Here is a 20658-nt window from a genome sequence, read left to right on the forward strand (position 1 = left end):
TGCTGGTGCTACTTGACGAGCGCCGGCAGGTTCTTGCGGCTGGTGAGGACCTGGTCGATCAGGCCGTACTCCACGGCTTCCTGCGCGGACATGATCTTGTCGCGCTCGATGTCGTGGTTGATCTCCTCCGGCGTCTTGTTGGAGTGCTTCGACAGCGTCTCCTCGAGCCAGGTGCGCATGCGGAGGATCTCCGCCGCCTGGATCTCGATGTCGGACGCCTGACCGCCACCCTGCTGGGTCGCGGGCTGGTGGATCAGCACACGGGCGTTCGGCAGCGCGAGACGCTTGCCGGGGGTGCCGCCGGCGAGCAGCACCGACGCGGCCGAGGCGGCCTGGCCGAGGCAGACCGTCTGGATCTGCGGACGGATGTACTGCATCGTGTCGTAGATCGCCGTCATCGCGGTGAACGAGCCACCGGGCGAGTTGATGTACATCACGATGTCGCGGTCGGGGTCCATCGACTCGAGCACGAGCAGCTGGGCCATGACGTCGTCAGCCGACGCGTCGTCGACCTGCACGCCGAGGAACACGATGCGGTCCTCGAACAGCTTGGCGTACGGGTCCTGGCGCTTGTAGCCGTAGGCCGTGCGCTCTTCGAAGCTCGGCAGGATGTACCGATTGGACGGAGCCGGGACGTTCTGCGCGCCACCGAGCATGGGGAGATGCATTCTCGTTTCCTTTTCTTCGGTGGTGATCAGGACTGGGCGTCGGGCTCGGCTGCGCTGGTGGGCGTCTCGCCGTCGCCGACGGTGCCACCACCGCCGATGACCTCGGCGCTCGAGGCGCGGAGGTGGTCGACGAAGCCGTACTCGAGCGCTTCCTGCGCCGTGAACCAGTTGTCGCGGTCGTTGTCCTTGAGGACCTGCTCGACCGACTTGCCGGTCTGCTCGGCCGTGAGCTCCGCCATGCGCTGCTTCATGTCGAGGATGACCTTGGCCTGCGTCTGGATGTCGGCAGCGGTGCCGCCGAAGCCACCGGACGGCTGGTGGAGCAGCACGCGCGCGTTCGGCGTGATGTAGCGCTTGCCGGGCGTGCCGGAGGACAGCAGGAACTGTCCCATCGACGCGGCGAGGCCGATGCCCACGGTGACGATGTCGTTCGGGACGAACTGCATCGTGTCGTAGATCGCCATGCCGGCGGTGATCGAACCACCGGGCGAGTTGATGTAGAGGTAGATGTCCTTCTCAGGGTCCTCGGCGGCGAGCAGCAGCAGCTTGGCTGCGATCTCGTTCGAGTTGTCGTCGCGGACCTCGGAGCCGAGCCACACGATCCGGTCTCTCAGAAGGCGGTCAAAAACACTGGGGTTCAGTGTTGCTTCGGCCATGGAAAAGCTCCCGTTCAGTTGTCGCTTGTTGTCGAACTTATCGGGTGCAACGCACCAGTTCTCGTCTGTTCGCCGACAGCAATGCGGTGGTGCGGAAATACGGACGGGAGGCGCGGTGCCAGCTGGCACCGCGCCTCCCGTCTGTCGTACTGGTGGCGTCGAGATCGTTACTCGGCGTCCCCTGCCGGCTCCTGCGCGACGCCCGCCGTGAAGGCGGACAGGTCGACGGCGTCGCCGTTGGTGTCCTTGACGGTCACCTTGGACAGGACGGTCGCGACCGCCTTCGAACGGGCGACCTCGCCGACCATGCCGGGGATCTGGCCGTTCTGGTCGATGACCTTGATGAACTCGGCCGGCTCCATGCCGTACTGCGCGGCGGCCTGGATGAGGTACTGGGTCAGTTCCTCCTGCGAGACCTGGATCTCTTCCTTCTCGGCGATCGCGTCGAGGAGGATCTGCGAGCGGAAGGCGGTCTCGCTGGACTCGGAGACCTCCTTGCGGTGCTCCTCGTCCTCGAGGCGGTTCTCCTGCTCGAGGTGACGGTGCACCTCGTCGGCGATGAGCTGCTCCGAGATCGGGATGTTGACGTCCTCGGTGAGCTTCTCGACGAGCTTGTCGCGAGCCGCGGCGCCCTGACCGAAGGTCTTGGACTTCGCGATCTGCTCCTTCAGGTCGGCCTTGAGCTCGTCGATGGTGTCGAACTGGCTGGCGATCTGGGCGAACTCGTCGTCGGCCTCGGGGAGCTCGCGCTCCTTGACGGCGGTGACGGTGACGGCGATCTGAGCGGTCTCGCCCTCGCGGTCGCCACCGACGAGCTTCGACTCGAAGGTCGTCGACTCACCGGCGGTCAGGGACTCGAGCGCCTCGTCGATACCCTCGAGCAGGTCGCCGGAGCCGATCTCGTAGGAGACGCCGGTGGCCGAGTCGACCTCGTCGTCGCCGATGCTGGCGGTGAGGTCGATCTGCGCGAAGTCGCCGGTCTTCGCCGGACGGTCGACCGTCACGAGCGTGCCGAAGCGGGTGCGGAGGTTCTGCAGTTCCTCTTCGATCTCGTCGTCCGACACCTCGACGGCGTCGACGGTGAGCTCGTAGGAGGAGTAGTCCGGCAGGTCGAACTCGGGGCGGACGTCGACCTCGAAGGTGAGGACGAGGTCGCCGGTGAAGTCCGCGACGTTCGGCAGCTCGGCGACGTCGGCCTCGGCACGGCCGAGGATGCGCAGCTCCTGCTCTTCGACCGCCTGGCGGTAGAAGTTGTCGATGGCGTCACCGACGGCGTGGTTCAGGACCTCGCCGCGGCCGACGCGCTGGTCGACGATCGCCGGCGGGACCTTGCCCTTGCGGAAGCCGGGGATGTTGATCTGCTCGGCGATGTGCTTGTAGGCGTGGTCGATGCTCGGCTTGAGATCGTCCGGCGTCACGTTCACGGTGAGCTTGACGCGGGTGTCGCTCACCTTGTCGACGGTGCTGGTGGCCAAGGGATGTTCTCCTGTTGGTTGACGTTCGTGTGGTCGGTGGTGCTCGGAGGACCTGGTCGGGGCGACAGGATTTGAACCTGCGACCTCCCGCTCCCAAAGCGGGCGCTCTACCAAGCTGAGCTACGCCCCGTTGCTTCGTGCCAGGGATCAGCCGCGCACGCCGAGGGGCGCATGCGACCCCGGTGAGTCTAGCGGTCCGACGGCGCGCTGTTCCCGGGGGTTGCTCAGTCGTCCTCCGCGGCGCGTCGCAGACCCCGCCGCCACCGGATCCCGACGGCCACCTGGACCCCGAGGGCAGCCACCGCGAGCAACAGTCCGACGACGATCCGCCAGACGTGCAGCAGTGCGTGCGCGGGTTGCGACTGCGGATCGCCGAACAGGTCGGGGCGCAGGGACAGCACCGCGGCGGCGAGGACCACCAGCACGTACGAGACCCCCCGCGACCAGCGGATGGTGCGCTCGGCACCGGCGTCCGGCTTCGGGATGACGCGCGTCGGCATGTCGGTGCTCGTTCGTCCGCTACGATGGTCGGGCTGCGCCTGGTGCGCAGGCGCGGGGATGTAGCTCAATGGTAGAGCCCCAGTCTTCCAAACTGGCTACGCGGGTTCGATTCCCGTCATCCCCTCTCTTCTTCCTTCTGCCCCGCGCTTCGTCGACTGGTGCACGGTCGCACGCCCGATGCGAGGTTGTTCCGGCGCACCGAGCGATCAACCTCGCACCCACGAGCGAACGGTCGCAGCGTGCGATCGAGACCACCCAGAACTGGGGATGGGACGGCGGAGCTGCCTCCAGGACACTTGAGCGGTCCTCGCCATGCATAGGAGCTCAGTGCCGAACCCCCGCCAGACCACAAGCCCGCGTTCGCCGAGCACCCGTCGTCGGGTGCCGATCATCACGTGGGTCGGCATCGTCGGAACCGCCGTCCTCGCACTCGCCGGTTTCGCATCGACCGGGGTCTGGGGGATGCTGATGATGGTCGCGCTCGTCATCCTGCCCACGACGCTCTACGCCGTCGCCTTCCGGCGCTCGACTTGGCTCCGGATCCCGAGGAAGCGAGCTACTGCCGCGATCGGTGCGGGGATCGCTCTCGCCGCACTGATCGGATCCACCTCGGCCTACGGTGCGACCCATCCGTTGCCGGACGCACCGAGACAGGTCGCCGCCTCGACGACTCCGAGCGCGACGACGGCCGCGAAGCCGAAGACGTCCCCGACACCGACACCGACACCGACACCGACACCGACGGTGACGCCCACACCGACACCGTCGCCGACACCCACGCCGGTGGTCACGACCAAGGCGGTGACGGAGACCTCACGGATCCCGTTCAGCTCCACGACGGTGCAGAGCTCGACGCTGGCGCAGGGGACGACGACGGTCACGACGCCCGGGGTGCGGGGCGTCACCACGAAGACCTACACGATCACCTACATCGATGGCGTGGAGTCCGGTCGGGTCCTGAAGAGCGAACGTGTGACGACCCCGCCGGTGACGCAGGTCACGACGGTCGGCACCTACGTCGCTCCCGCAGCTCCCGCAGCTCCGACGTGCTCCAACGGCACGTACGTCAATTCCGCTGGCGCAACGGTCTGTCGACCCGAAGCAGCTTCGAGCGCACCCGCCGGAGCGACGGCACAGTGTGTCGACGGTGTCTACAGCTACAGCCAGTCGGCGAGGGACCTGCTCCGGGCACGGCGGCGTCGCCACTTGGTTGTGACGCCCGGAAGCTGAGACGATGATCGGTTGCACGCTCCCGAGTCACCCCTAGAGCGCTCCGAGCGGCGCCTCTCCGACTTCCTGCCGCAGCATCCGGTAGTGCTGCTCCCAGCCGGGAGTGCCGCGTCCAGCAACGTGCAGCGCGGTCCGGACGGCGCCGAGCGCACGGTCGAGCGCCCCGGACTCATCGTCCGCGTCGACACCGATCGAGAAGGTGAGCGTGCCGGTCGACAGGTCAGCGGTCAGGTCCTGGTCGTGGACGTCGTCGAGGTCGAAGAGTGCTTCCGCGATGGCGTCGAAGTCCGCCGCGAGGGCTGCGCGCGGATCGTCCGCTGCCCCGAGTTGCGCCACGCACTCGAGCCGCACGAGGTAGTTCGTCATCACGTTCTCCTGTCCTCACAGCCCGTTCGCGCGAGCCGATACTTCAGATGCACAACGTACCAGGGGTTCGACGCGTCAAGTGGACCGTGTGCAGGTGTTCCCCGCACGGGCAGTACGCCTTGTAGTACTTCCTCCCCTTCGCGAAGCGCCATCCCCGCGCCTCTGCCCCGCGCATGACCAGTTCGATGTCCTTCTTGGGATGTCGTGGTCGTTCGACCATCGCCACCTCCCCTCCACACGTTCGACGGTAGGGAGCAGGACCGCGACACCTGGGCCCACCGTCGATGACTGTGGAGAGGTATCGGGATCGACGGACCTGTGGAGGAGTGACGGTCGATGGCACGCGCGTCAGGGGTCGGCGAACTCGAGGGTGATCTCCGGGGAGTCGCCGAGTTCCACCCGAGCACGCTTCCGCTCTGCCGCACGCAACGGCACGAGGTAGCCGCCGTCCTTCGGGAACAGCGACGTCGTCCACGTCACCGAGCCGATCGTCACGCGTGCCGGGATCACACCCCACCCGTAGGTGAGAACCGGCGCGAGGTCGGCGATGACCTCGGCGGCGTCCGGTGGCACGACGGCGAAGAAGAACGGTGACGGGCCGCGCCACTCGATCACCTCGCCGCGGAACTCGAGCTCCATGCGGCGATCGTACGGCCGCGGCGTCGAGCGCGCCGGGTCGGGATTCGTTCTCGGGTGGATGACGGTTCCGGTTCACGATCGCCGGGTTCTGCGAACCGGAACCGTCATTCGCGAGGAGGAACTGGTGCCTCCCCTTCCTCTCCCCCCGCCCAGCGGGACCCGGACGACGGACGCGCCCCGTGCCTCCAGGCCGGAGCCGGGGAGCACGGGGCGCGAGTCGCTGTCAGTACGCGAGCGTCAGCGGTACGACGCGGCCTGTCCGTAGAGCACCTTGGTGAAGGAGGAGACGGAGGCGGATTCGTCGCCTCCCGGCAGGTTGTACGTCATGAAGACGCCGTACCCGTCGGCCTTCGTGCGCTGTGCGAGCGACACCGCCGTCGCCTGGGGGGTGTTCTGGATGTCGACGGCGGCGGCGGAGACCTTCGACTTCGGCAGGCCCGGGATCGTCGGCGCCGTGTAGGTGCCGTAGTACGGGTTCCAGGCGTAGTCGAGCTTGCCGCCGATCGACGGGTTCGCGGTCTTCAGGGCGTCGGAGGACGGGCCGATGTCGTAGAACGAGATGATCTTGCCCGGCATGTCCGCACGCAGGGCGCTGATGAGCCAGCCGATGGACTGCTGGTTCGGCTGCGGGGTGCCGTTCACGCCGTAGTCCGAGTACTCGTCGTCCAGGTCGACGCCGTCGAGTCCGTACTTCCTGACCGTCGCCGACACCTGCGCCGCGAAGTCCCGCGCCGCGGCCTTCGTCGGGAAGTTCGCCAGGCCGGCGCCCTGGTGGTTGCCGAGCACCGAGAGCGTCACCTTGATGCCCTTGGCCTGCAGCGGGCGGATCTGCGTGGCGGCCTGGTCGAGGGTCCGCTGCACGTTCTCGTTGTTGTACAGGACCGCCTTGCCGTCCTCGTAGTTGATGTTCGCGGCGAAGATGATCGCCACGTCGAACACGTTCGCGCCGTTCTCCAGCGTGTACCGCCCGACGTTGGCGAGCTCGTCGTTGTTCACCTCGACGTACGCGATGCTCGTCGGCCCCGACTTGGTGGGCGCAGCGTGGTGCCCGTGACCATGACCGTGGCCGTGCCCACCGCCGTGGGACGCACCGTGCCCGTGCCCGTGGCTGGATCCGGACGAGGAGGGCGCCGCGGATGCTGCGGCGGGCACCAGTGGTGCCGCGAGCATGGCGACCAGTGCGGTCGCGATGCTGAACTTCGTGGACTGCTTCATGTGGTTCCTCCTTGGATGGGACGGACGGGCGGTCGGTCAGTCGGTCGGTCAGTTGCGCGGGAACCGGAAGGTGCGGACCTCGTAGGCGTCGACGGCGAACGAGGACGCGTCGACCGCCGCCGCTGCGGCCAGCGACTCTTCGAGCAGGGTCACCTCGACGCCAGCGCCGAAGGTCGCCTCGTCGGCCGACACCGCGATGCCCCCGGTCCCCCGCTGCCCGGACGGCTCGTAGACGCGCACGACCAGGTCACCCGACCGGTCGTCGGCGAGCTTGACGCTCGACAGCACGACGTCGCCGGAGACCTGCACCAGCGGGTCGAAGCCGTGCGCCCCGGTGATCGTCCGCGCGCCCGCGTTCATCCGCACGCCGGCCGACGTGGCGCCGAGCTGGTCGCTGCCGATGACGATGCCGTACCGGTGCGTCTGCACGCCCTGGTCGGTCTCGGGGTCCGGGAACCGCGGTGCGCGCAGCAGCGACAGTCGCACCGTGGTGGTGACGTGCCCGTCGACGGCGTCGCGCGTGGTGTCGAAGCCGTGGATCGAGTCGTTCACGAGCGCGACACCGAAGCCCGGCTCGGACACCAGCACGTAGCGGTGCATCGAGGTCTCGAACTTCGCGGCCTCCCACGAGGTGTTGGTGTGCGTCACCCGCTTCTGCGCGCCGAACTGCGTCTCGGCGACGGTGTGCTCGGCGCGGACGTCGAGCGGGAAGGCCACCTTGAGGAACTTCTCGGTCTCGTGCCAGTCGGTCACCTGGTCGAACTCCAGGGTGCGGGACCCCGGCGCCAGGACGATCTCCTGCGTCACCGTCGAGTCGCCGAACGCCCGGGACACGACGACCCGTGCGACCCCGGACTCGTCGACCGACGCGGTCAGACCGGTGGTCGACACGAGGTCCTCGACCCGGTTCCGGTAGTACCGGTCGACGTCCCACGCGTCCCACATGTTCGGGAAGTCCTGGTGCAGCTGCAGCAGGTTCGCCGCCTGGCCGGCCGCGATCGCCTCGCGCCCGCCCGCCAGGTCCACGGCGCTCGTCACGAGCCCCTGCGCGTCGACGACGACCCGCACCAGCTCGTTCGCCAGCACGTACCCGCCGTCCTGCTCGGTCAGGGACACGGCGGTCGCCGCCGCCACGTCGGTCGCCACGACGGCGCCCTGCGCGGGTGCACCGGCCTGGAGGAACGGGGCCGGGTTCACGACGACGGCCGCGTCCCCGGTACCGGCGAGCGCCGAGAGCGCCCGGTCGATGATCGTGGTCAGCGCCGCGGCCGTCTCGGCGTACCGCTCGACCGCTTCGCGGTGCACCCACGCGATCGAGGTACCCGGCAGGATGTCGTGGAACTGCTGGAGCAGGACCTGCTGCCACAGGGCGTCGAGCTCGTCGTAGGGGTAGGCGAAGTCGGTGCGGGCGACGGCGGTCGCGGCCCAGAGTTCGGCCTCGATGAGCAGCTGCTCGCACCGGCGGTTGCCCTGCTTCGTGCCGTGCTGCGACGTGAGCGTGGCCCGGTGCAGCTCGAGGTACAGCTCCCCCACCCACACGGGCGGATCGGTCAGTTCGGACTTCGCCCGGTCGAAGAACGTGTCCGGGTGCTCCCAGCGGACCTTCGCGCTGCCCTCGAGGTCGGCCAACCGCGCGGCGGTGCCGGTCATCTCGCGGGTGGTGCCACCGCCGCCGTCGCCCCAGCCGACCGGGGCGATCGAGCCGGTGGCGAGCCGGTTCTCGCGGAACTGGCGGGAGGCCTTCGCGACCTCGCTGCCGGACAACCGCGAGTTGTAGGTGTCCATCGACGGGAAGTGCGAGAACACCCGCGACCCGTCGATGCCCTCCCACAGGAACGTGTGGTGCGGGAACTTGTTCACCTGGTTCCACGAGATCTTCTGCGTGAAGAACCACTCGAAGCCCGCACGGCGCATGAGCTGCGGCAGCGCCGGCGAGTACCCGAAGCTGTCCGGCAGCCAGACGCCCTTGGGTCGGATGCCGAACTCCTGCTCGAAGAACCGCTGGCCCTGCGAGAACTGCCGGACGATGCTCTCGCCGGTCGGCATCACGGTGTCGGACTCGACCCACATGCCACCGATCGGCAGGAACCGGCCGGCCTCGACCGCGGCCGTGACCCGGGCGTAGACCTCGGGGCGGTGCTCCTTGATCCACGCGTACTGCTGCGCGCTCGACATGCCGTACAGGAAGTCGTCGGTCTGGTCGATGAGCTCGGTCATGGTCGACGTGGTGCGGGCGACCTTGCGGATGGTCTCGCGCACGGGCCAGAGCCAGGCGGAGTCGATGTGGGCGTGCCCGACGGCCGAGATCGTGTGCGCGGAGGCCTCGGCGGGAGCGGCCAGCACCTCGGCGAGCGCCGCACGGGCGCCCCCGGCGGTCTCCGGGATGTGCTGCAGGTCGAGCGCGTCGAGGGCGTCGTCGAGGGCCTGCAGGATCCGCATGCGTCGGGGTCCGGCGGGCAGCTCGGCCTGCAGTTCGAGCAGGACGTCGATGTCGAGGGCGAGTTCGTGCACCTCGGACTCGAAGACGGCGAGCTCCATCCGGCGGGTGGCGTAGAGGCGCTTCGAGGACGAGGTCTGCACGTCGCCCTCCTGCGTCGGCAGGAAGGGGTGGTAGTCGAGCAGGACGGGGTTCGATGCGGCCTCGACGAACAGTTCGACGGTCTCGCCGCCCTCGGCCTGCTCGGTGACCAGGACCCACTGGTTGCGCGGGTTGATCGACTTCACGGGGGTGCCGTCGGCCAGGTAGACGAGTCCCTCGCACTGGAACCCGGGCATGTTCTTGTCGAAGCCGAGGTCGATCACGGCCTCCACCCGGCGTCCGGCCCACTCGCTCGGCACGGTCCCGGTCAGCCGGAACCACGTCGTGCCCCACGCCGCGCCCCACGGGGTGCCGACCTCGTAGGGCTCGAACGTGAGCGCGAGCCCCTCGGTCGGCGGGACCGGCTCCCCCGGCAGCTCGTGCCAGTCGGCCTCGAGGGCCGTCGTGGTCGCGTGCACCGCGGGGGTGATCCGCTCGTCGAGCACCCGTCGGGCGCGTCCGGTGGTGAGGGGGATGTCGTCGTGCATGGGGCCTTCCGGGGTCAGGGCGTCGTCGCCGGGTGGGCGACGCGGACGGTGGTGGTGTCGAGGTCGGACGGCACGTCGACGCAGCGGTCGATGCCGCGGGCGGCCAGCAGCGCGGTGTCCGACAGTCGGGAGCGCAGGACGACCTGCGGGCCGCGGCCGTCCGGTGCGGCCTCGGCCAGGGCGAGCCAGGCGGCGGCGAACCGACCGCCGGGGGCGCAGTCGGCGCGGGTGCCGTGCCGGTCGGTGCCGTCGGACAGCACGTCGTCGAGGACGAGCGCGGTGGTCGGCGGTGCGGTACGGGCGTCGCGGGTGTGCTCGGCGCGGGCGAGGGCGGCGAACGCCTCGCCGGCGGGCTTCAGGCGTCCGTCGTTCGTGAACAGCCCGAGGTCGTACTCGAGCTCGGGGAAGTCGGCGAGCGACCGGGCGACGTCGTGGGAGCACCACCACGTCACCCCGAGCACCTGCTGCGCGTCGAGGACGTGCCGGATGGTCTGCTCGGTGAACGCGGCGGCGTCGGCGGGATCGACGACGTTGGTGGGGGCGCCGACCTCCTGCAGCCAGTTCGGTCGGGCGGCGTCGCGGTTCCAGGCCGCGGCGAGCTGGAGCAGGTACTCCCCGTGCCGCACCGACCCGGCCCCGAGTGCGCCGTGCAGGGCCGCCGAGCCGTTGAACACCCACGAGTGCGTGACCGTGGCGTCACCGTGGTCCGCCGCGTGCTCGGGGCCGAAGGGCTGGGCGTCGTCGTACCAGGCCGCGTCGTACTGCGCGACGGTGACCAGGGGCCCCGGACGCGACCCGGTGGCGGACGGGACCGTCGAGGCGGGGTCGAGCTGCGCCTCCAGGCCGACCGACACGGACGACGCAGCCGACGCCGACGACCCGTCCGACAGCCCCGCTCGCGCCGCCGCGACCATCGCCGCCGCCCACGCGTGCCCCTGCTCCGCCGTGATCGCGTGCGGTGCGGGGTGCGGCGCGTGCGCGAACTGGTTGACCTCGTTGCCGATGGTGATCCCGAGCAGGTTGGGCTTGTCGGCGACCGCTCCGGCGAGCGCCCGGACGTACGCGGCGGTCGACGCGACCACGTCCGGATCGGTGAACATGTTGCGGCGGTGCCAGCTGTCCAGCCAGGACGGCACGAAGTCGAAGCTGGACAGGTGCCCCTGCAGCGCGTCCACGTTGACGTCGAGCCCGAACGACCCGGCGAGGTCGACGACCGTCGCGACGTCGTCGAGGGCCTGCTGCCGGATGAGTGTCCGGTTCGGCTGGACGACCGGCCAGAGCGGGAAGATCCGCACGTGGTCGGCGCCGATCGACGCGATCGCCTCGAGGTCTCTTGCGGTGTCCGACCGCGAGAAGTCGAGCCACGAGTGGAACCAGCCGACCGAGGGCGTGTAGTTGACCCCGAAGCGCATCAGCCCTTCACACCGCCCTCTTCGACGCCCTTGAAGAAGAAGCGCTGCAGGACGGCGAAGATCACGGCGATCGGGATGAAGGCGATCATGGTGCCGGCCGCGATCATCCGCTGGTCGGTGGCGAAGGTGCCCTGCAGGTACTGCAACCCGACGGTCAGGGTGAGGTTCTCGGGCGACTGCAGCACGATGAGCGGCCAGAGGAAGTCGTCCCACGCACCGATGAACGAGAAGATCGCGATGACCGCGATGGTCCCCTGCACGGCGGGCAGCGAGATGTACCGCAGACGTTGCATCGCGTTCGCACCGTCCATCACTGCGGCCTGGTCGATCTCCTCGGGGATCTGCCGGAACGCGTTGAACATCAGCAGGACGTTGAGCGCCGCGATCATGCCGGGCAGGGCGACGCCGACCAGGTTGTCGGCGAGGCCGAGGTCCTTCACGGTGACGAACTGCGAGATGATCGTCGCCTCGCCGGGCAGCACGAGGGTGCCGAGGAACAGGCCGAGCACGAGCTTCCGGTGCCGCCACTGCAGCCGGGCGAGGGCGAAGCCGGCCAGGGTCGCGAACACGATGTTGCCGAGCACGTCGATCGCGGCGACGAGCAGCGAGTTGCCGATGTAGCGCCACACCGGGATCGCGGCGGCGACCTTCAGGTAGTTCTCGATGGTCGGCTCCGACGGGATGAACGACGGGTTCGCCGTGTAGATGTCCTCACCGGCGCCCTTGAGCGACGTGGAGAGCTGCCAGAGGAACGGTCCGATCGTGATGAAGAGCACCACGATGAGCAGGACGTAGCGGACGACCTTCTCGCGGGTGGACATGACGCCCCAGACCGCGCGGCGCCGCTTGCGTCCGTCGCGTCCGCCTCGTCCGTTCTGCCTGGAGGCCCGTCCAGCGCCCGTCGCGCCGGTCACGTCCGGCGTCGGGCTGGCTGCGCCCTGCGCGCCGCCGATGACGGGTTCGGTCGTGCTGGTCGTGTTCGTCACTTGTCCGCCTTGCTGTTCATCCGGGCGAGGGCGAGCATCGGCACGAGCGTCACGACGAAGAGCAGGAGGCTCAGGGCGGACGCGTAACCGAGGTTGCCGGTGAAGCCGCGGGCGTACTGCTGGATGAGCATGACGAGCGAGTTGTCCTGCCCGCCGGGTCCGCCGGTGCCGTTGGTGAGGATGTAGAGCTCGCTGAACACCCGGAGCGCGGAGACGCACACCAGGATCCCGACGAGTGTCATGGTGCCGCGGACCCCGGGCATCGTGACCGACCAGAAGCGTCGGACGGCGCCGGCACCGTCGAGGGCGGCGGCCTCGTGCAGGTCCTTGCCGACGTTCCCGAGGGCGGCCAGGAAGATGATCATGTAGTAGCCGAGCCCCTTCCACACCGTCAGGCTGATGGCGCTGAGGAGCAGCAGCCACCGGTCGGTCAGGAACGGGACGCTGCCCTGCACGATGCCGAGGGCCTGCGCCATCTCGCTGATGACACCGCGGTCGTCGAGGATCCACGTCCAGATGAGCCCGACGACCACCGCGGACGCGATGACCGGCGTGTAGAACGCGGTGCGGAAGAACGCGATCCCGGGCAGCTTCTGCTGCACGAGCACCGCGATGAGGAGCGGGAGGACCGTCAGCAGCGGCAGGCACACCGCCATGTAGATGACGCTGTTGAGCAGCGCCTCCCACACCTGCGGATCGGCGAGCAGGGTCTCGAAGTTCTGGACCCCGACCCACTGGCTGACGCCGCCGAGCGGGCTGGCGTTCGTGAACGACAACCGGACCGTGTTGATCGAGGGCCACAGGCTGAACGCGACGAGCCAGATCAGTGCCGGCAGGACGAGCAACCAGGGCGTGTACCAGCGGTTCGCACGCATGACGATCCTCCCTCTTCCTTCTCCGGGGCCGGATCAGCCGTTGGCCAGCAGGCTGTTCATCTTGGTCTGGGCGGTCTCGAGCGCCTGCTTCGGCGCCACCTGGCCCTTCATCGCGAGGGCGATCTGCTGGTCGAGGAAGTCCGTCATCGCGGAGTTCGCCTCGACCGGGTTGATGACCTTCGCCGTCTTCAGGGCCTCGTTCGCGAGGACCCGGGCCTCGCCGTTCACGGTGCCGTCGTCCTTCGAGAAGTACGGGTCGGACTGCGACGACGTGGTGGACGGGAAGATGTTGACCTCGTGGGCGAACGCCTCCTGGTTCTCCGCGTTCGTCATGAACTTCGCGAAGGCCTCGGCGGTGGCGAGGTGCTTCGACTTGCTCGAGACCGACAGGCCCTGCACGTAGAGCGGCGGGGTGTCGAGTGCGGGGCTGACGGTGACCTTGCCCTTGAGCGACGGGTTGTTCTTCTCGAAGTCGGCGAGCGAGGTGGCACCACCGGTGGTCCAGGCGACCTTGGCCTGCGTGAACAGGGTGGAGTTGCCGAGGTAGTCGCTGTTCAGCACGTTGGAGGGCATGTAGCCGTCCTGGTACGCGTCCTTGTAGCGGTCGATCAGGTCGGCGGCCTTGGACGAGTCGGCGAAGGTGAACTTCGTGCCGTCGGCGTTGAGCACCTTGACGCCGGCGAGGGTGAAGTCACCGAGGCCGGGCTTCCGGCTCATCAGGTAGTCGGTCGGGCAGTTGTCGTGCATGGTCTTCGCCTGCGTGAACAGCTCGTCGGTGGTCTTCGGCGGGTTCTTCGCGTCGAGGCCGCACTTGGCGAACATCGTCGAGTTCCAGTAGTTCACGTCGGTGTTGAGGTACCAGGGGTACCCGAACGTGCCGTCCACTCCCTTGTACTCGTACGAGTCCAACGCGCCGGCGACGTACGTGCTGGCGAGCTTCGAGTCGTCCTTCGCGACGTCCTGCAGGAACCCGCGCTTCGCGAGGGGCAGGGCGATGTCGGGCGGCAGGTTGATCACGTCGGGCAGGCTGTTCGACGAGGCCTGGCTGAGCACCTTGTCGGCGTACCCGTCGCCGGGCTGGTCCTGCAGCTTGACCTTCGCGTCCGGGTGGGCCTGCTCGAAGTCCTCGATGACCCCGTTGAGGTACCCCGTGTAGGTCGGCGTGAGCGCCCAGGTCTGCAGGGTGATGGTGCCGCTGATCTCGCCGCCGCCGTTGTCGGCCGCGTTCCCGCCGCTCGAGCAGCCGGTCAGGACGAGCACCGTGGCGGCGGCCGTCGCGAGCAGCGCGGTGGCGCGGCCCCTCGTCATGCGTGTGGTGGTCCTCATGGCGTCTGACTCCCTCGTCATAGCTGAACCGGTTCAGCAGCAGTCACCGAACCCGTGTGTGGCAGCCACTGTGAATGACTAAAGCGCTATAGTCAACCCCGTGGCCACCAAGCGTCGAACGACGATCGCCGACATCGCCGCGCGGGCCGGTGTGTCCATCAGCGCGGTGTCGTTCGCGTTGAACGACCGCCCCGGCGTCTCCGACGAGACCCGTCGCCGCGTGCGCGAGATCGCCCGCGAGCTCGACTGGCAGCCACACACCGCGGCCCGGGCACTCGGCGGCGCGAAGGCCGGTTCCATCGGGTTCGTGCTGAACCGCCCGGCCCGGACCCTGGGCACGGAGTCGTTCTTCGGCGACCTGATCTCCGGCATCCAGCTCGGGCTCGCCGGCACGCACGTCGGCATGAACCTGCTCGTCGCGCGCGATGCCGAGGAAGAACTCGAGACCTACCGGGACTGGTGGCGCGGACACCGTGTCGACGGCGTGATCGTGATCGACCCCCGTCGCGACGACGCCCGGCTCGCCCTGCTCGCCGACCTCGGCATGCCCACCGTCGTCGTCGGCTCGCACCCCTCCCCCGACGGCGCCGCACCCACGGTCTGGATCGACGACTCGGACGCCACCGACACGGTTCTGCGGTACCTGCACGCCCTCGGGCACCGACGCATCGCCCACGTCGCCGGCCGGCCCGAGTTCGAGCACACCGCCATGCGCATGGACCGGCTCCGGGCGTTCGCTGCCGACGAGGGGCTCGACGACACGGTCTCGGTGCCGACGGACTACTCGGCCGAGGCCGGCGCGAGCGCCACCCGGACTCTGCTGTCCCGGAGCGCCCGACCGACCGCGATCGTCTACGACAACGACGTGCTCGCCGTCGCCGGGCTGGGCGTGGCGAGCGAGATGGGCGTCGCGGTGCCCGGGGACGTCTCGATCGTGTCCTTCGACGACTCGGCGATGATCCGGCTCGTCCGGCCGGCGATCACCTCGCTCACCCGCGACACCGTCGAGCTCGGACAGCGTGCGGCGACCCTGCTGCGCGCGCAGATCGACGCCACCGCCCCGCTCCCCTCACGCCCGGGCCCCTCACTCACCCTGAGCGTCCGCGAGTCCACCGGCCGCGCGCCCGCCTGACCCGCTCCGGACGTCGGCGCCGACGACCCGCTCCCGCTCCCGCCGCTGATTCCGCGCGCTCAGGCGCCCGCCGTACTCGCCGGTCCCGCTCCCGCTGCCGCCGCTCCCCCTCCCGCAGCGCGGCGCGGCTGCCTGCATCTGGCGCACGCACCGCACTGCAGTGCGCCGACGCGGGACGCCGTGGTCTTCTCCGTGCCGTGACGGTTCTGGTTCACGAAACCCGAGGATCGTGAACCAGAACCGTCATCGAAGCGGATCGGGACCTCCTTCCCCCGCCGGCGACGGTCACCGGCGGTTCGTCGGGGGTCGGACCCGCTCGAGGGCTCGACGCATGGACGACGTCGTGCTGAAGCCGAAGCGGGTCGCGACGTCGGACGGGCGGTCGCCACGGGTGAGTGCGCTGCGGACGGCGAGACTGCGGTACCAGCGGCCGAGCTGCGCGGGCGAGCATCCCGTTGCTGCGGCGCACCGGCGCTCGAGGGTGCGCTCCGATATCCGGACACCGACGAGGATGGCCTGCAGGGACGACGGACCAGCCGGATCGAACAGACGGTCGAGGATCCGCGCGAGACCGTTGTCGCCGAGCATCGGGGGCGGGTTGTCGCGGAGCACCGTCGTGACGACGAGCCGGGCGAGGGCCTGCTGCTGCGCGCCGTGCCACCTCCCGCCGTCGAGGTGCCCGACGTGGCGCAGCGCGAGGCCGACGTCGGGCGAGGGCGCACCGGGTGGGCCGGTGCTCGCGATGGGCGGGAGTGCGAGGACCTCGTCGACGAGCGGGCCGAACGTTGCGGCGCCGACGAGGACACCGGTCAGCGCGAAGAGTGCCTCGTGCGGGAACGCGTACGTCTCCGCGACGCGGGGCGGGCCGGAGCGCTCGGGGCTCGTGCTGATCGTGATCGTCGCATGCCCTTCGACGAGGGCGGCGGTGCCGGCGTCGACGATCGCGATGTCGTCTCCGCGCCGGATCCACACGGAGCGGGACCGCGTCGCCACCCAGGCGTGGCTGCCCGTCGGTTCGACGTCGAGCGTCCACGCCTCGTCGTCGGACCGGACCTCGGTGCCCGGCCCGACTTGGAGCCCGACGGCGTCGATCAGTGCTCGGAGCGCATCAGCCATCCGACGAGCGTGATCCACGGGCAGGACGCGCGGGCGTGGATCGGGCGACCTGTGGAAGAGGGGGGATAACCCCACCCGGGGTGGGGAGAGGGCAGGATGGGGGAACGGCTCCGCGATCGCGAGGCTGGATGCATGACCGACACCGACCGCCTCGACCAGGCGCGAACCGTCCCGCTGGACGACGTCACGCCTTCGCCCGACCAGGCCCAGACCGTCCCGCTGGGCGACTCCGTGCCCCCTGGAGCCACCAAGCCGATGCCCCAGTACCCGCGCCAGCACCAGCAGGACCCCCAGGACGCCCCGCAGTCCCCGCCGGCGTCGTGGAGTGCCACCCCGCGGGTCGGGTCCGGTCCGGTCGGTGGTTCCGGTCGCGGTTCCGGCATGACCGCCGGGCAGTTCTACCGTGACGCGTGGAAGCGCCTGCCGCGGGACTTCGGCTACATGGCGCTCACCGCCGTGCTGCTCTGCACGCTGTACTTCGCGTTCCCGACGGCGATCTTCGGTGGCGGGTTCCGCGACCTCTTCAACCCCTTCGTCCTGCTCATGTTCTTCATCGCGCTGTTCGTGGCGCGGTGGCTCGGACAGTTCGAGAAGCTCCGCATGAGCTGGGCCGACCGACGCCCGATCCGCCCGGTGGACTGGACGCCCCGCTGGCAGCAGAACTGGTGGACCCGCACCGGCTCGGCCGTCGCCAACCCGCACTACTGGCTCTACCTGCTGCACGCCGCGGTCGTGTACCCGCTCGTCGCGGTCGTGACCGTCGGGGCCGGTGCACTGCTGCTCGTCGGCTTCGCCTGGCCGATCGTCGTGGGCGGACTGTACTTCGCGAACAACGTCCGGGTCGGCTACTTCACGGACAGCGTCGGGTTCGTGACCGGCGTCGGCGCCCTCGGCCTGCTGTCGATGGCGGCCTCGGTCGTGCTCTTCCCGCTCTGGGCCCGCGGGTCCGTCCTGGCGCACTACTGGGTCGACTTCGGCCTGCTGGGTGGCTTCCGTGCCGAGCAGCTCGAGCAGCGCGTCGCCGGCCTGCAGGCCTCCCGCGCCGGTGCCGTCACCGCCGAGGGGCAGGCGCTCCGCCAGATCGAGCGCGACCTGCACGACGGCCCGCAGCAGCGGCTGGTGCGGCTCCGCATGGACCTGTCCGCCGCCGAGCGCGCCTTCGAGAAGGACCCCGAGAAGGCCAAGCAGCTCATCGGTGAGGCGTCCGAGCACGCCCAGGACGCCCTCGACGAACTGCGCGCACTGTCACGCGGCTTCGCCCCGCCGATCCTGCTCGACCGCGGACTCGTCGCGGCGCTCGAGGCACTGGTCGCCCGCACCCCGATCCCGGTCGGTCTGGACGTCCGGCTGCCCGAGGGCTTGGAACTCGCCACGGAGATCCAGCGCAACGTGTACTTCACGGTGAGCGAGCTGCTGACGAACACCATGAAGCACGCCGGCGCCACCACCGCCGGGGTGTACCTCGGGCTGGTCGTCGACGCCTCGGGCCTCTGGTACCTGACGGTCAGCGTCACCGACGACGGCCGGGGCGGTGCCCGACCGCAGCAGGGCCACGGGATCGAGGGCCTGATCGGCCGCATGCGGGCCCTCGACGGCGACCTGGTCGTCTCGAGCCCCGAGGGTGGCCCGACCGAGGCCACCGCCCGGATCCCCCTCGGTGCCCTGAACGGCGTCCCGACGGCGGCGAACCAGCGGTCGTGACCCCACGGGGGCGCCCGCGCTCCCACTAGGCTGGTCGGCATGACAGACGGCCCGGATGCAGCACGCATCCGGGCCGTCGTCGTCGACGACGCCGTCCTGCTGCGCGAGGGCCTGGCCCGCGTGCTCGACGAGGCCGGCATCGACGTCATCGGGCAGTACTCCGACGCCCGGGCCTTCCTGGCGACGCTGCCCGAGGGTGCGCCCGACGTCGTGGTGATGGACGTGCGGATGCCGCCGACCTTCACCGACGAGGGTGTCCGCGCCGCCGTCGAGACCCGCCGGATCGCTCCACGGACGGGTGTGCTCCTGCTCTCCCAGTACGTCGAGGCCACCTACGCCGAGGACGTCCTCGCGGCCGGCGCGACCGGCATCGGCTACCTGCTCAAGGACCGCGTCACCCGGCTCGAGGAGATCGACGACGCCGTCCGCCGCATCGCCGCCGGGGGTACCGTGCTCGACCCCGAGGTCGTCACGCAGCTGATGAGCCGCCGCCGCGACCCGCTCGCAGCCCTGACCCCGCGCGAGCGTGACGTGCTCGGGCTGATGGCCGAGGGCCGCACGAACGCCGCGATCGCCCGCGCCCTGGTGATCGGCACCGGAGCCGTCGAGAAGCACGTGTCGAGCATCTTCGGCAAGCTCGCGCTCGAGGACACCGGAGAGGACCACCGCCGCGTCCTCGCCGTCCTCGCCTACCTCGGATGAGCCGAGCCCGAGGATGAACCGAGCCCGAGGATGAACCGGGTCCCCGCACCCCTGCTGGCCCTCACCGCGATGGTGTCCGTCCAGCTCGGCGCCGCGATCGCGAAGACCCACTTCGACGACGTCGGCGCGGTCGGGGCCGCCACGCTCCGGCTCGTCATCGGTGCCGTCGTGCTCGCCCTGGTGGTCCGTCCCCGCGTCCGGCACTGGACGCGGGCGCAGTGGCTCGGTGCGGTCGGCCTCGGCCTGGCGCTCGGCGGCATGAACGTCTTCATCTACCTGTCGTTCGCGAGCATCCCGATCGGTGTCGCCGTGACGATCGAGTTCCTCGGGCCGCTCGCCCTGTCGCTCGTGCACACCCGGCGCTGGCGCGATGCCCTGTGGGCCGTGCTGGCGCTCGCGGGGGTCGTGCTGCTCGGCGTCGGCCCGACCGCGGTGACCGAGGTGGGCGGGGTCGTCTGGGCGGTCCTCGCCGCCGCGTGCTGGGCGGGCTACATCGTGATGAACCGGCACGTCGGCGCCGCGATCCCCGGCGTCGACGGGCTCGTCGTGTCGATGGTGGTCGCGATGCTCGTGTCGTTGCCGTTCGGGCTCCGGTCCGCGGTGGACGGCGTCCTGCGCGAACCGACGCTCCTGCTCGTCTTCGGCGCCGTCGCCGTGCTGTCCAGCGTGCTGCCGTACGCCCTCGAGATGCTCGCGCTCCGCCGGATGCCGACACGGGTGTTCGGGGTGCTGCAGAGCCTCGGCCCGGCGATCGCCGCCCTGGCCGGTCTCGTCGTGCTGGCCGAGGGGCTCTCGGTGCTCGAGACGGTCGCCCTGGCGTGCGTCACCGCCGCGAGCGTCGGCGTGACGCTGTCGGCCCGTCGCCGACGCGGCGGACCGGTGGGATGAACGAAGAGGAGGCCCGGATCACGTCCGCCGACGGCGGTGCGTGATCCGGGCCTCCTGAGAAGACCGTCTACTCGTCGCGCAGGAAGTCTGCGTACGTGGGTTCCGACTGCTCACCCGACAGGAGGGACGGATCGTTGATCCGCCGCTCGACGTAGGCGCTGATGACCTCGGGCGGGGTGAGCACGTGGGCGACCCAGGACGGCACCGCTGCGTTCTTCATGGTGCCTCCTTCGTGGGTACGGGTCCGGATCGAATGCCTCGATCAGTGAGTTACTTGCTGAACCCGCGTTCGCTAAACCATCCTCGGGGTGCGGGTGGAAGTCAACGCAGTGCGTTCTGCGGACTCCGGTTCGCGCTGTCGCGGTCGGCACGGAGCGTGCGGTGCTTCACCGCTGAGCGCCACACCCATGCCTCGGCCTGCTGCCCGAACTGCGCCCACTCCACCAGCACGGCATCCCGGGTCCAGCTCTTCGCGAAGGCCTTCACCCGGACGTGGAAGGTCGGGAACTGGATCCACGCCCAGACCGGCTTCGGGGTGACGGCGTGGCACACGTCGCCGCCGCGGGCGTCCTCGGACAGGGAGTACGCGCGCGGACGCTCGACCTCCGGGTGTTCCGGGGGCTGCCACCGGTTCTCGCGACGCCGTCCCACGACGGTATTCGAACGTGCGTTCGAACGACAGTCAAGTCGACCGCGCCGTCTGG

At 69.9% G+C, this 20658-nt stretch carries 21 protein-coding genes and 2 tRNA genes; 6 read left to right on the top strand and 17 right to left on the bottom strand.

Features of this window, described 5'->3' with window-relative positions; translation table 11 throughout:
* Nucleotides 1–8 precede the first annotated feature (8 nt).
* From DEJ21_RS06985 to DEJ21_RS07005, 5 genes are all read right to left on the bottom strand, one after another.
* Nucleotides 9–668 carry an ATP-dependent Clp protease proteolytic subunit gene (locus DEJ21_RS06985; RefSeq protein WP_027464696.1) on the bottom strand — a complete coding sequence of 220 codons (660 nt, stop codon included), beginning with the start codon at nucleotides 666–668 and terminating at the stop codon, nucleotides 9–11.
* Between the two features lie 26 nt (nucleotides 669–694).
* Complete coding sequence (locus tag DEJ21_RS06990; RefSeq protein WP_071405541.1) at nucleotides 695–1324, bottom strand: ATP-dependent Clp protease proteolytic subunit; 630 nt, start codon at nucleotides 1322–1324, stop codon at nucleotides 695–697.
* Between the two features lie 167 nt (nucleotides 1325–1491).
* On the bottom strand, nucleotides 1492–2799 hold the full coding sequence (tig, locus tag DEJ21_RS06995) for a trigger factor (RefSeq protein ID WP_027464695.1): 1308 nt from the start codon (nucleotides 2797–2799) through the stop codon (nucleotides 1492–1494).
* A gap of 53 nt (nucleotides 2800–2852) precedes the next feature.
* Nucleotides 2853–2929 (bottom strand) — tRNA-Pro (locus DEJ21_RS07000).
* Nucleotides 2930–3023: 94 nt separating this feature from the next.
* The gene (locus DEJ21_RS07005; protein WP_111224131.1) at nucleotides 3024–3299 is read right to left on the bottom strand and encodes a hypothetical protein; all 276 of its coding nucleotides are present in this window, start codon (nucleotides 3297–3299) and stop codon (nucleotides 3024–3026) included.
* Between the two features lie 54 nt (nucleotides 3300–3353).
* Here DEJ21_RS07005 and DEJ21_RS07010 point away from each other — a divergent pair.
* Nucleotides 3354–3424, top strand: a tRNA-Gly gene (locus DEJ21_RS07010).
* 490 nt (nucleotides 3425–3914) lie between these two features.
* Here DEJ21_RS07010 and DEJ21_RS18570 read toward each other — a convergent pair.
* Nucleotides 3915–4205, bottom strand: a complete 291-nt coding sequence (locus DEJ21_RS18570; protein ID WP_181435812.1) for a hypothetical protein — start codon at nucleotides 4203–4205, stop codon at nucleotides 3915–3917.
* On the opposite strand from DEJ21_RS18570, the gene DEJ21_RS18575 reads away from it, so the two are divergent.
* The gene (locus tag DEJ21_RS18575; RefSeq protein ID WP_258374909.1) at nucleotides 4141–4530 is read left to right on the top strand and encodes a G5 domain-containing protein; all 390 of its coding nucleotides are present in this window, start codon (nucleotides 4141–4143) and stop codon (nucleotides 4528–4530) included. The two genes, DEJ21_RS18570 and DEJ21_RS18575, sit on opposite strands and share 65 nt — an antisense overlap.
* A 33-nt stretch (nucleotides 4531–4563) precedes the next feature.
* Here DEJ21_RS18575 and DEJ21_RS07025 read toward each other — a convergent pair whose 3' ends face one another.
* The 8 genes from DEJ21_RS07025 to DEJ21_RS07065 all read right to left on the bottom strand — a co-directional run bounded on the left by DEJ21_RS07025 (nucleotide 4564) and on the right by DEJ21_RS07065 (nucleotide 14397).
* Nucleotides 4564–4896, bottom strand: coding sequence for a hypothetical protein (locus DEJ21_RS07025; protein WP_111033466.1), 333 nt, complete (start codon nucleotides 4894–4896; stop codon nucleotides 4564–4566).
* A gap of 348 nt (nucleotides 4897–5244) precedes the next feature.
* Complete coding sequence (locus tag DEJ21_RS07035) at nucleotides 5245–5535, bottom strand: DUF1905 domain-containing protein (RefSeq protein WP_071246689.1); 291 nt, start codon at nucleotides 5533–5535, stop codon at nucleotides 5245–5247.
* Between the two features lie 237 nt (nucleotides 5536–5772).
* Entirely contained in the window at nucleotides 5773–6750 is a 978-nt protein-coding gene (locus DEJ21_RS07040) for an endo-beta-N-acetylglucosaminidase H (protein WP_111224134.1), read from the bottom strand.
* A 48-nt stretch (nucleotides 6751–6798) separates the two neighbouring features.
* Nucleotides 6799–9816, bottom strand: a complete 3018-nt coding sequence (locus DEJ21_RS07045; RefSeq protein WP_111224135.1) for a glycoside hydrolase family 38 C-terminal domain-containing protein — start codon at nucleotides 9814–9816, stop codon at nucleotides 6799–6801.
* Nucleotides 9817–9830: 14 nt separating this feature from the next.
* Nucleotides 9831–11228 (bottom strand): cellulase family glycosylhydrolase, encoded by a 1398-nt coding sequence (locus DEJ21_RS07050; RefSeq protein WP_111224136.1) that lies wholly within the window; start codon nucleotides 11226–11228, stop codon nucleotides 9831–9833.
* Nucleotides 11228–12214, bottom strand: coding sequence for a carbohydrate ABC transporter permease (locus DEJ21_RS07055; protein ID WP_204166197.1), 987 nt, complete (start codon nucleotides 12212–12214; stop codon nucleotides 11228–11230). The genes DEJ21_RS07050 and DEJ21_RS07055 overlap by 1 nt, the downstream gene beginning before the upstream one ends.
* On the bottom strand, nucleotides 12211–13089 hold the full coding sequence (locus DEJ21_RS07060; RefSeq protein WP_111224137.1) for a carbohydrate ABC transporter permease: 879 nt from the start codon (nucleotides 13087–13089) through the stop codon (nucleotides 12211–12213). The genes DEJ21_RS07055 and DEJ21_RS07060 overlap by 4 nt, the downstream gene beginning before the upstream one ends.
* Nucleotides 13090–13122: 33 nt before the next feature.
* Nucleotides 13123–14397, bottom strand: a complete 1275-nt coding sequence (locus tag DEJ21_RS07065) for a sugar ABC transporter substrate-binding protein (RefSeq protein ID WP_111224138.1) — start codon at nucleotides 14395–14397, stop codon at nucleotides 13123–13125.
* Between the two features lie 118 nt (nucleotides 14398–14515).
* Between DEJ21_RS07065 and DEJ21_RS07070 the strand changes: the two genes are divergently transcribed.
* Nucleotides 14516–15547: a LacI family DNA-binding transcriptional regulator gene (locus tag DEJ21_RS07070; RefSeq protein WP_111224139.1), complete on the top strand. Its 1032-nt coding sequence runs from the start codon at nucleotides 14516–14518 to the stop codon at nucleotides 15545–15547.
* Nucleotides 15548–15832: 285 nt separating this feature from the next.
* Here DEJ21_RS07070 and DEJ21_RS07075 read toward each other — a convergent pair whose 3' ends face one another.
* Entirely contained in the window at nucleotides 15833–16663 is an 831-nt protein-coding gene (locus DEJ21_RS07075) for an AraC family transcriptional regulator (protein ID WP_111224140.1), read from the bottom strand.
* Between the two features lie 132 nt (nucleotides 16664–16795).
* Between DEJ21_RS07075 and DEJ21_RS07080 the strand changes: the two genes are divergently transcribed.
* The 3 genes from DEJ21_RS07080 to DEJ21_RS07090 are packed head-to-tail and all read left to right on the top strand — an operon-like array spanning nucleotide 16796 to nucleotide 19954.
* The gene (locus DEJ21_RS07080) at nucleotides 16796–18364 is read left to right on the top strand and encodes a sensor histidine kinase (protein WP_111224141.1); all 1569 of its coding nucleotides are present in this window, start codon (nucleotides 16796–16798) and stop codon (nucleotides 18362–18364) included.
* Between the two features lie 39 nt (nucleotides 18365–18403).
* Nucleotides 18404–19066 carry a response regulator transcription factor gene (locus DEJ21_RS07085; protein WP_027464682.1) on the top strand — a complete coding sequence of 221 codons (663 nt, stop codon included), beginning with the start codon at nucleotides 18404–18406 and terminating at the stop codon, nucleotides 19064–19066.
* A gap of 30 nt (nucleotides 19067–19096) precedes the next feature.
* Complete coding sequence (locus DEJ21_RS07090) at nucleotides 19097–19954, top strand: DMT family transporter (RefSeq protein ID WP_110864887.1); 858 nt, start codon at nucleotides 19097–19099, stop codon at nucleotides 19952–19954.
* A 67-nt stretch (nucleotides 19955–20021) separates the two neighbouring features.
* Here the strand turns inward: DEJ21_RS07090 and DEJ21_RS18165 are convergent, their stop codons facing one another.
* Both DEJ21_RS18165 and DEJ21_RS07095 read right to left on the bottom strand, forming a co-directional pair.
* The gene (locus tag DEJ21_RS18165) at nucleotides 20022–20174 is read right to left on the bottom strand and encodes a hypothetical protein (RefSeq protein ID WP_163343414.1); all 153 of its coding nucleotides are present in this window, start codon (nucleotides 20172–20174) and stop codon (nucleotides 20022–20024) included.
* 101 nt (nucleotides 20175–20275) lie between these two features.
* The gene (locus DEJ21_RS07095; RefSeq protein WP_035807629.1) at nucleotides 20276–20605 is read right to left on the bottom strand and encodes a hypothetical protein; all 330 of its coding nucleotides are present in this window, start codon (nucleotides 20603–20605) and stop codon (nucleotides 20276–20278) included.
* Nucleotides 20606–20658: the final 53 nt, after the last annotated feature.

Source organism: Curtobacterium sp. MCSS17_006 (genome assembly GCF_003234215.1).
In the GTDB taxonomy this organism is placed as follows: Bacteria; Actinomycetota; Actinomycetes; order Actinomycetales; family Microbacteriaceae; genus Curtobacterium; species Curtobacterium flaccumfaciens.

Excerpts from the sequence above, each read along its gene's own strand:
- DEJ21_RS06985 (WP_027464696.1), bottom strand. The coding sequence starts at position 668 with ATGCATCTCCCCATGCTCGGTGGCGCGCAGAACGTCCCGGCTCCGTCC.
- DEJ21_RS06990 (WP_071405541.1), bottom strand. The coding sequence starts at position 1,324 with ATGGCCGAAGCAACACTGAACCCCAGTGTTTTTGACCGCCTTCTGAGA.
- DEJ21_RS07005 (WP_111224131.1), bottom strand. The coding sequence starts at position 3,299 with ATGCCGACGCGCGTCATCCCGAAGCCGGACGCCGGTGCCGAGCGCACC.
- DEJ21_RS07025 (WP_111033466.1), bottom strand. The coding sequence starts at position 4,896 with ATGACGAACTACCTCGTGCGGCTCGAGTGCGTGGCGCAACTCGGGGCA.
- DEJ21_RS07035 (WP_071246689.1), bottom strand. The coding sequence starts at position 5,535 with ATGGAGCTCGAGTTCCGCGGCGAGGTGATCGAGTGGCGCGGCCCGTCA.
- DEJ21_RS07040 (WP_111224134.1), bottom strand. The coding sequence starts at position 6,750 with ATGAAGCAGTCCACGAAGTTCAGCATCGCGACCGCACTGGTCGCCATG.
- DEJ21_RS07045 (WP_111224135.1), bottom strand. The coding sequence starts at position 9,816 with ATGCACGACGACATCCCCCTCACCACCGGACGCGCCCGACGGGTGCTC.
- DEJ21_RS07050 (WP_111224136.1), bottom strand. The coding sequence starts at position 11,228 with ATGCGCTTCGGGGTCAACTACACGCCCTCGGTCGGCTGGTTCCACTCG.
- DEJ21_RS07060 (WP_111224137.1), bottom strand. The coding sequence starts at position 13,089 with ATGCGTGCGAACCGCTGGTACACGCCCTGGTTGCTCGTCCTGCCGGCA.
- DEJ21_RS07065 (WP_111224138.1), bottom strand. The coding sequence starts at position 14,397 with ATGACGAGGGGCCGCGCCACCGCGCTGCTCGCGACGGCCGCCGCCACG.
- DEJ21_RS07075 (WP_111224140.1), bottom strand. The coding sequence starts at position 16,663 with ATGGCTGATGCGCTCCGAGCACTGATCGACGCCGTCGGGCTCCAAGTC.
- DEJ21_RS07080 (WP_111224141.1), top strand. The coding sequence starts at position 16,796 with ATGACCGACACCGACCGCCTCGACCAGGCGCGAACCGTCCCGCTGGAC.
- DEJ21_RS07085 (WP_027464682.1), top strand. The coding sequence starts at position 18,404 with ATGACAGACGGCCCGGATGCAGCACGCATCCGGGCCGTCGTCGTCGAC.
- DEJ21_RS07090 (WP_110864887.1), top strand. The coding sequence starts at position 19,097 with ATGAACCGGGTCCCCGCACCCCTGCTGGCCCTCACCGCGATGGTGTCC.
- DEJ21_RS18165 (WP_163343414.1), bottom strand. The coding sequence starts at position 20,174 with ATGAAGAACGCAGCGGTGCCGTCCTGGGTCGCCCACGTGCTCACCCCG.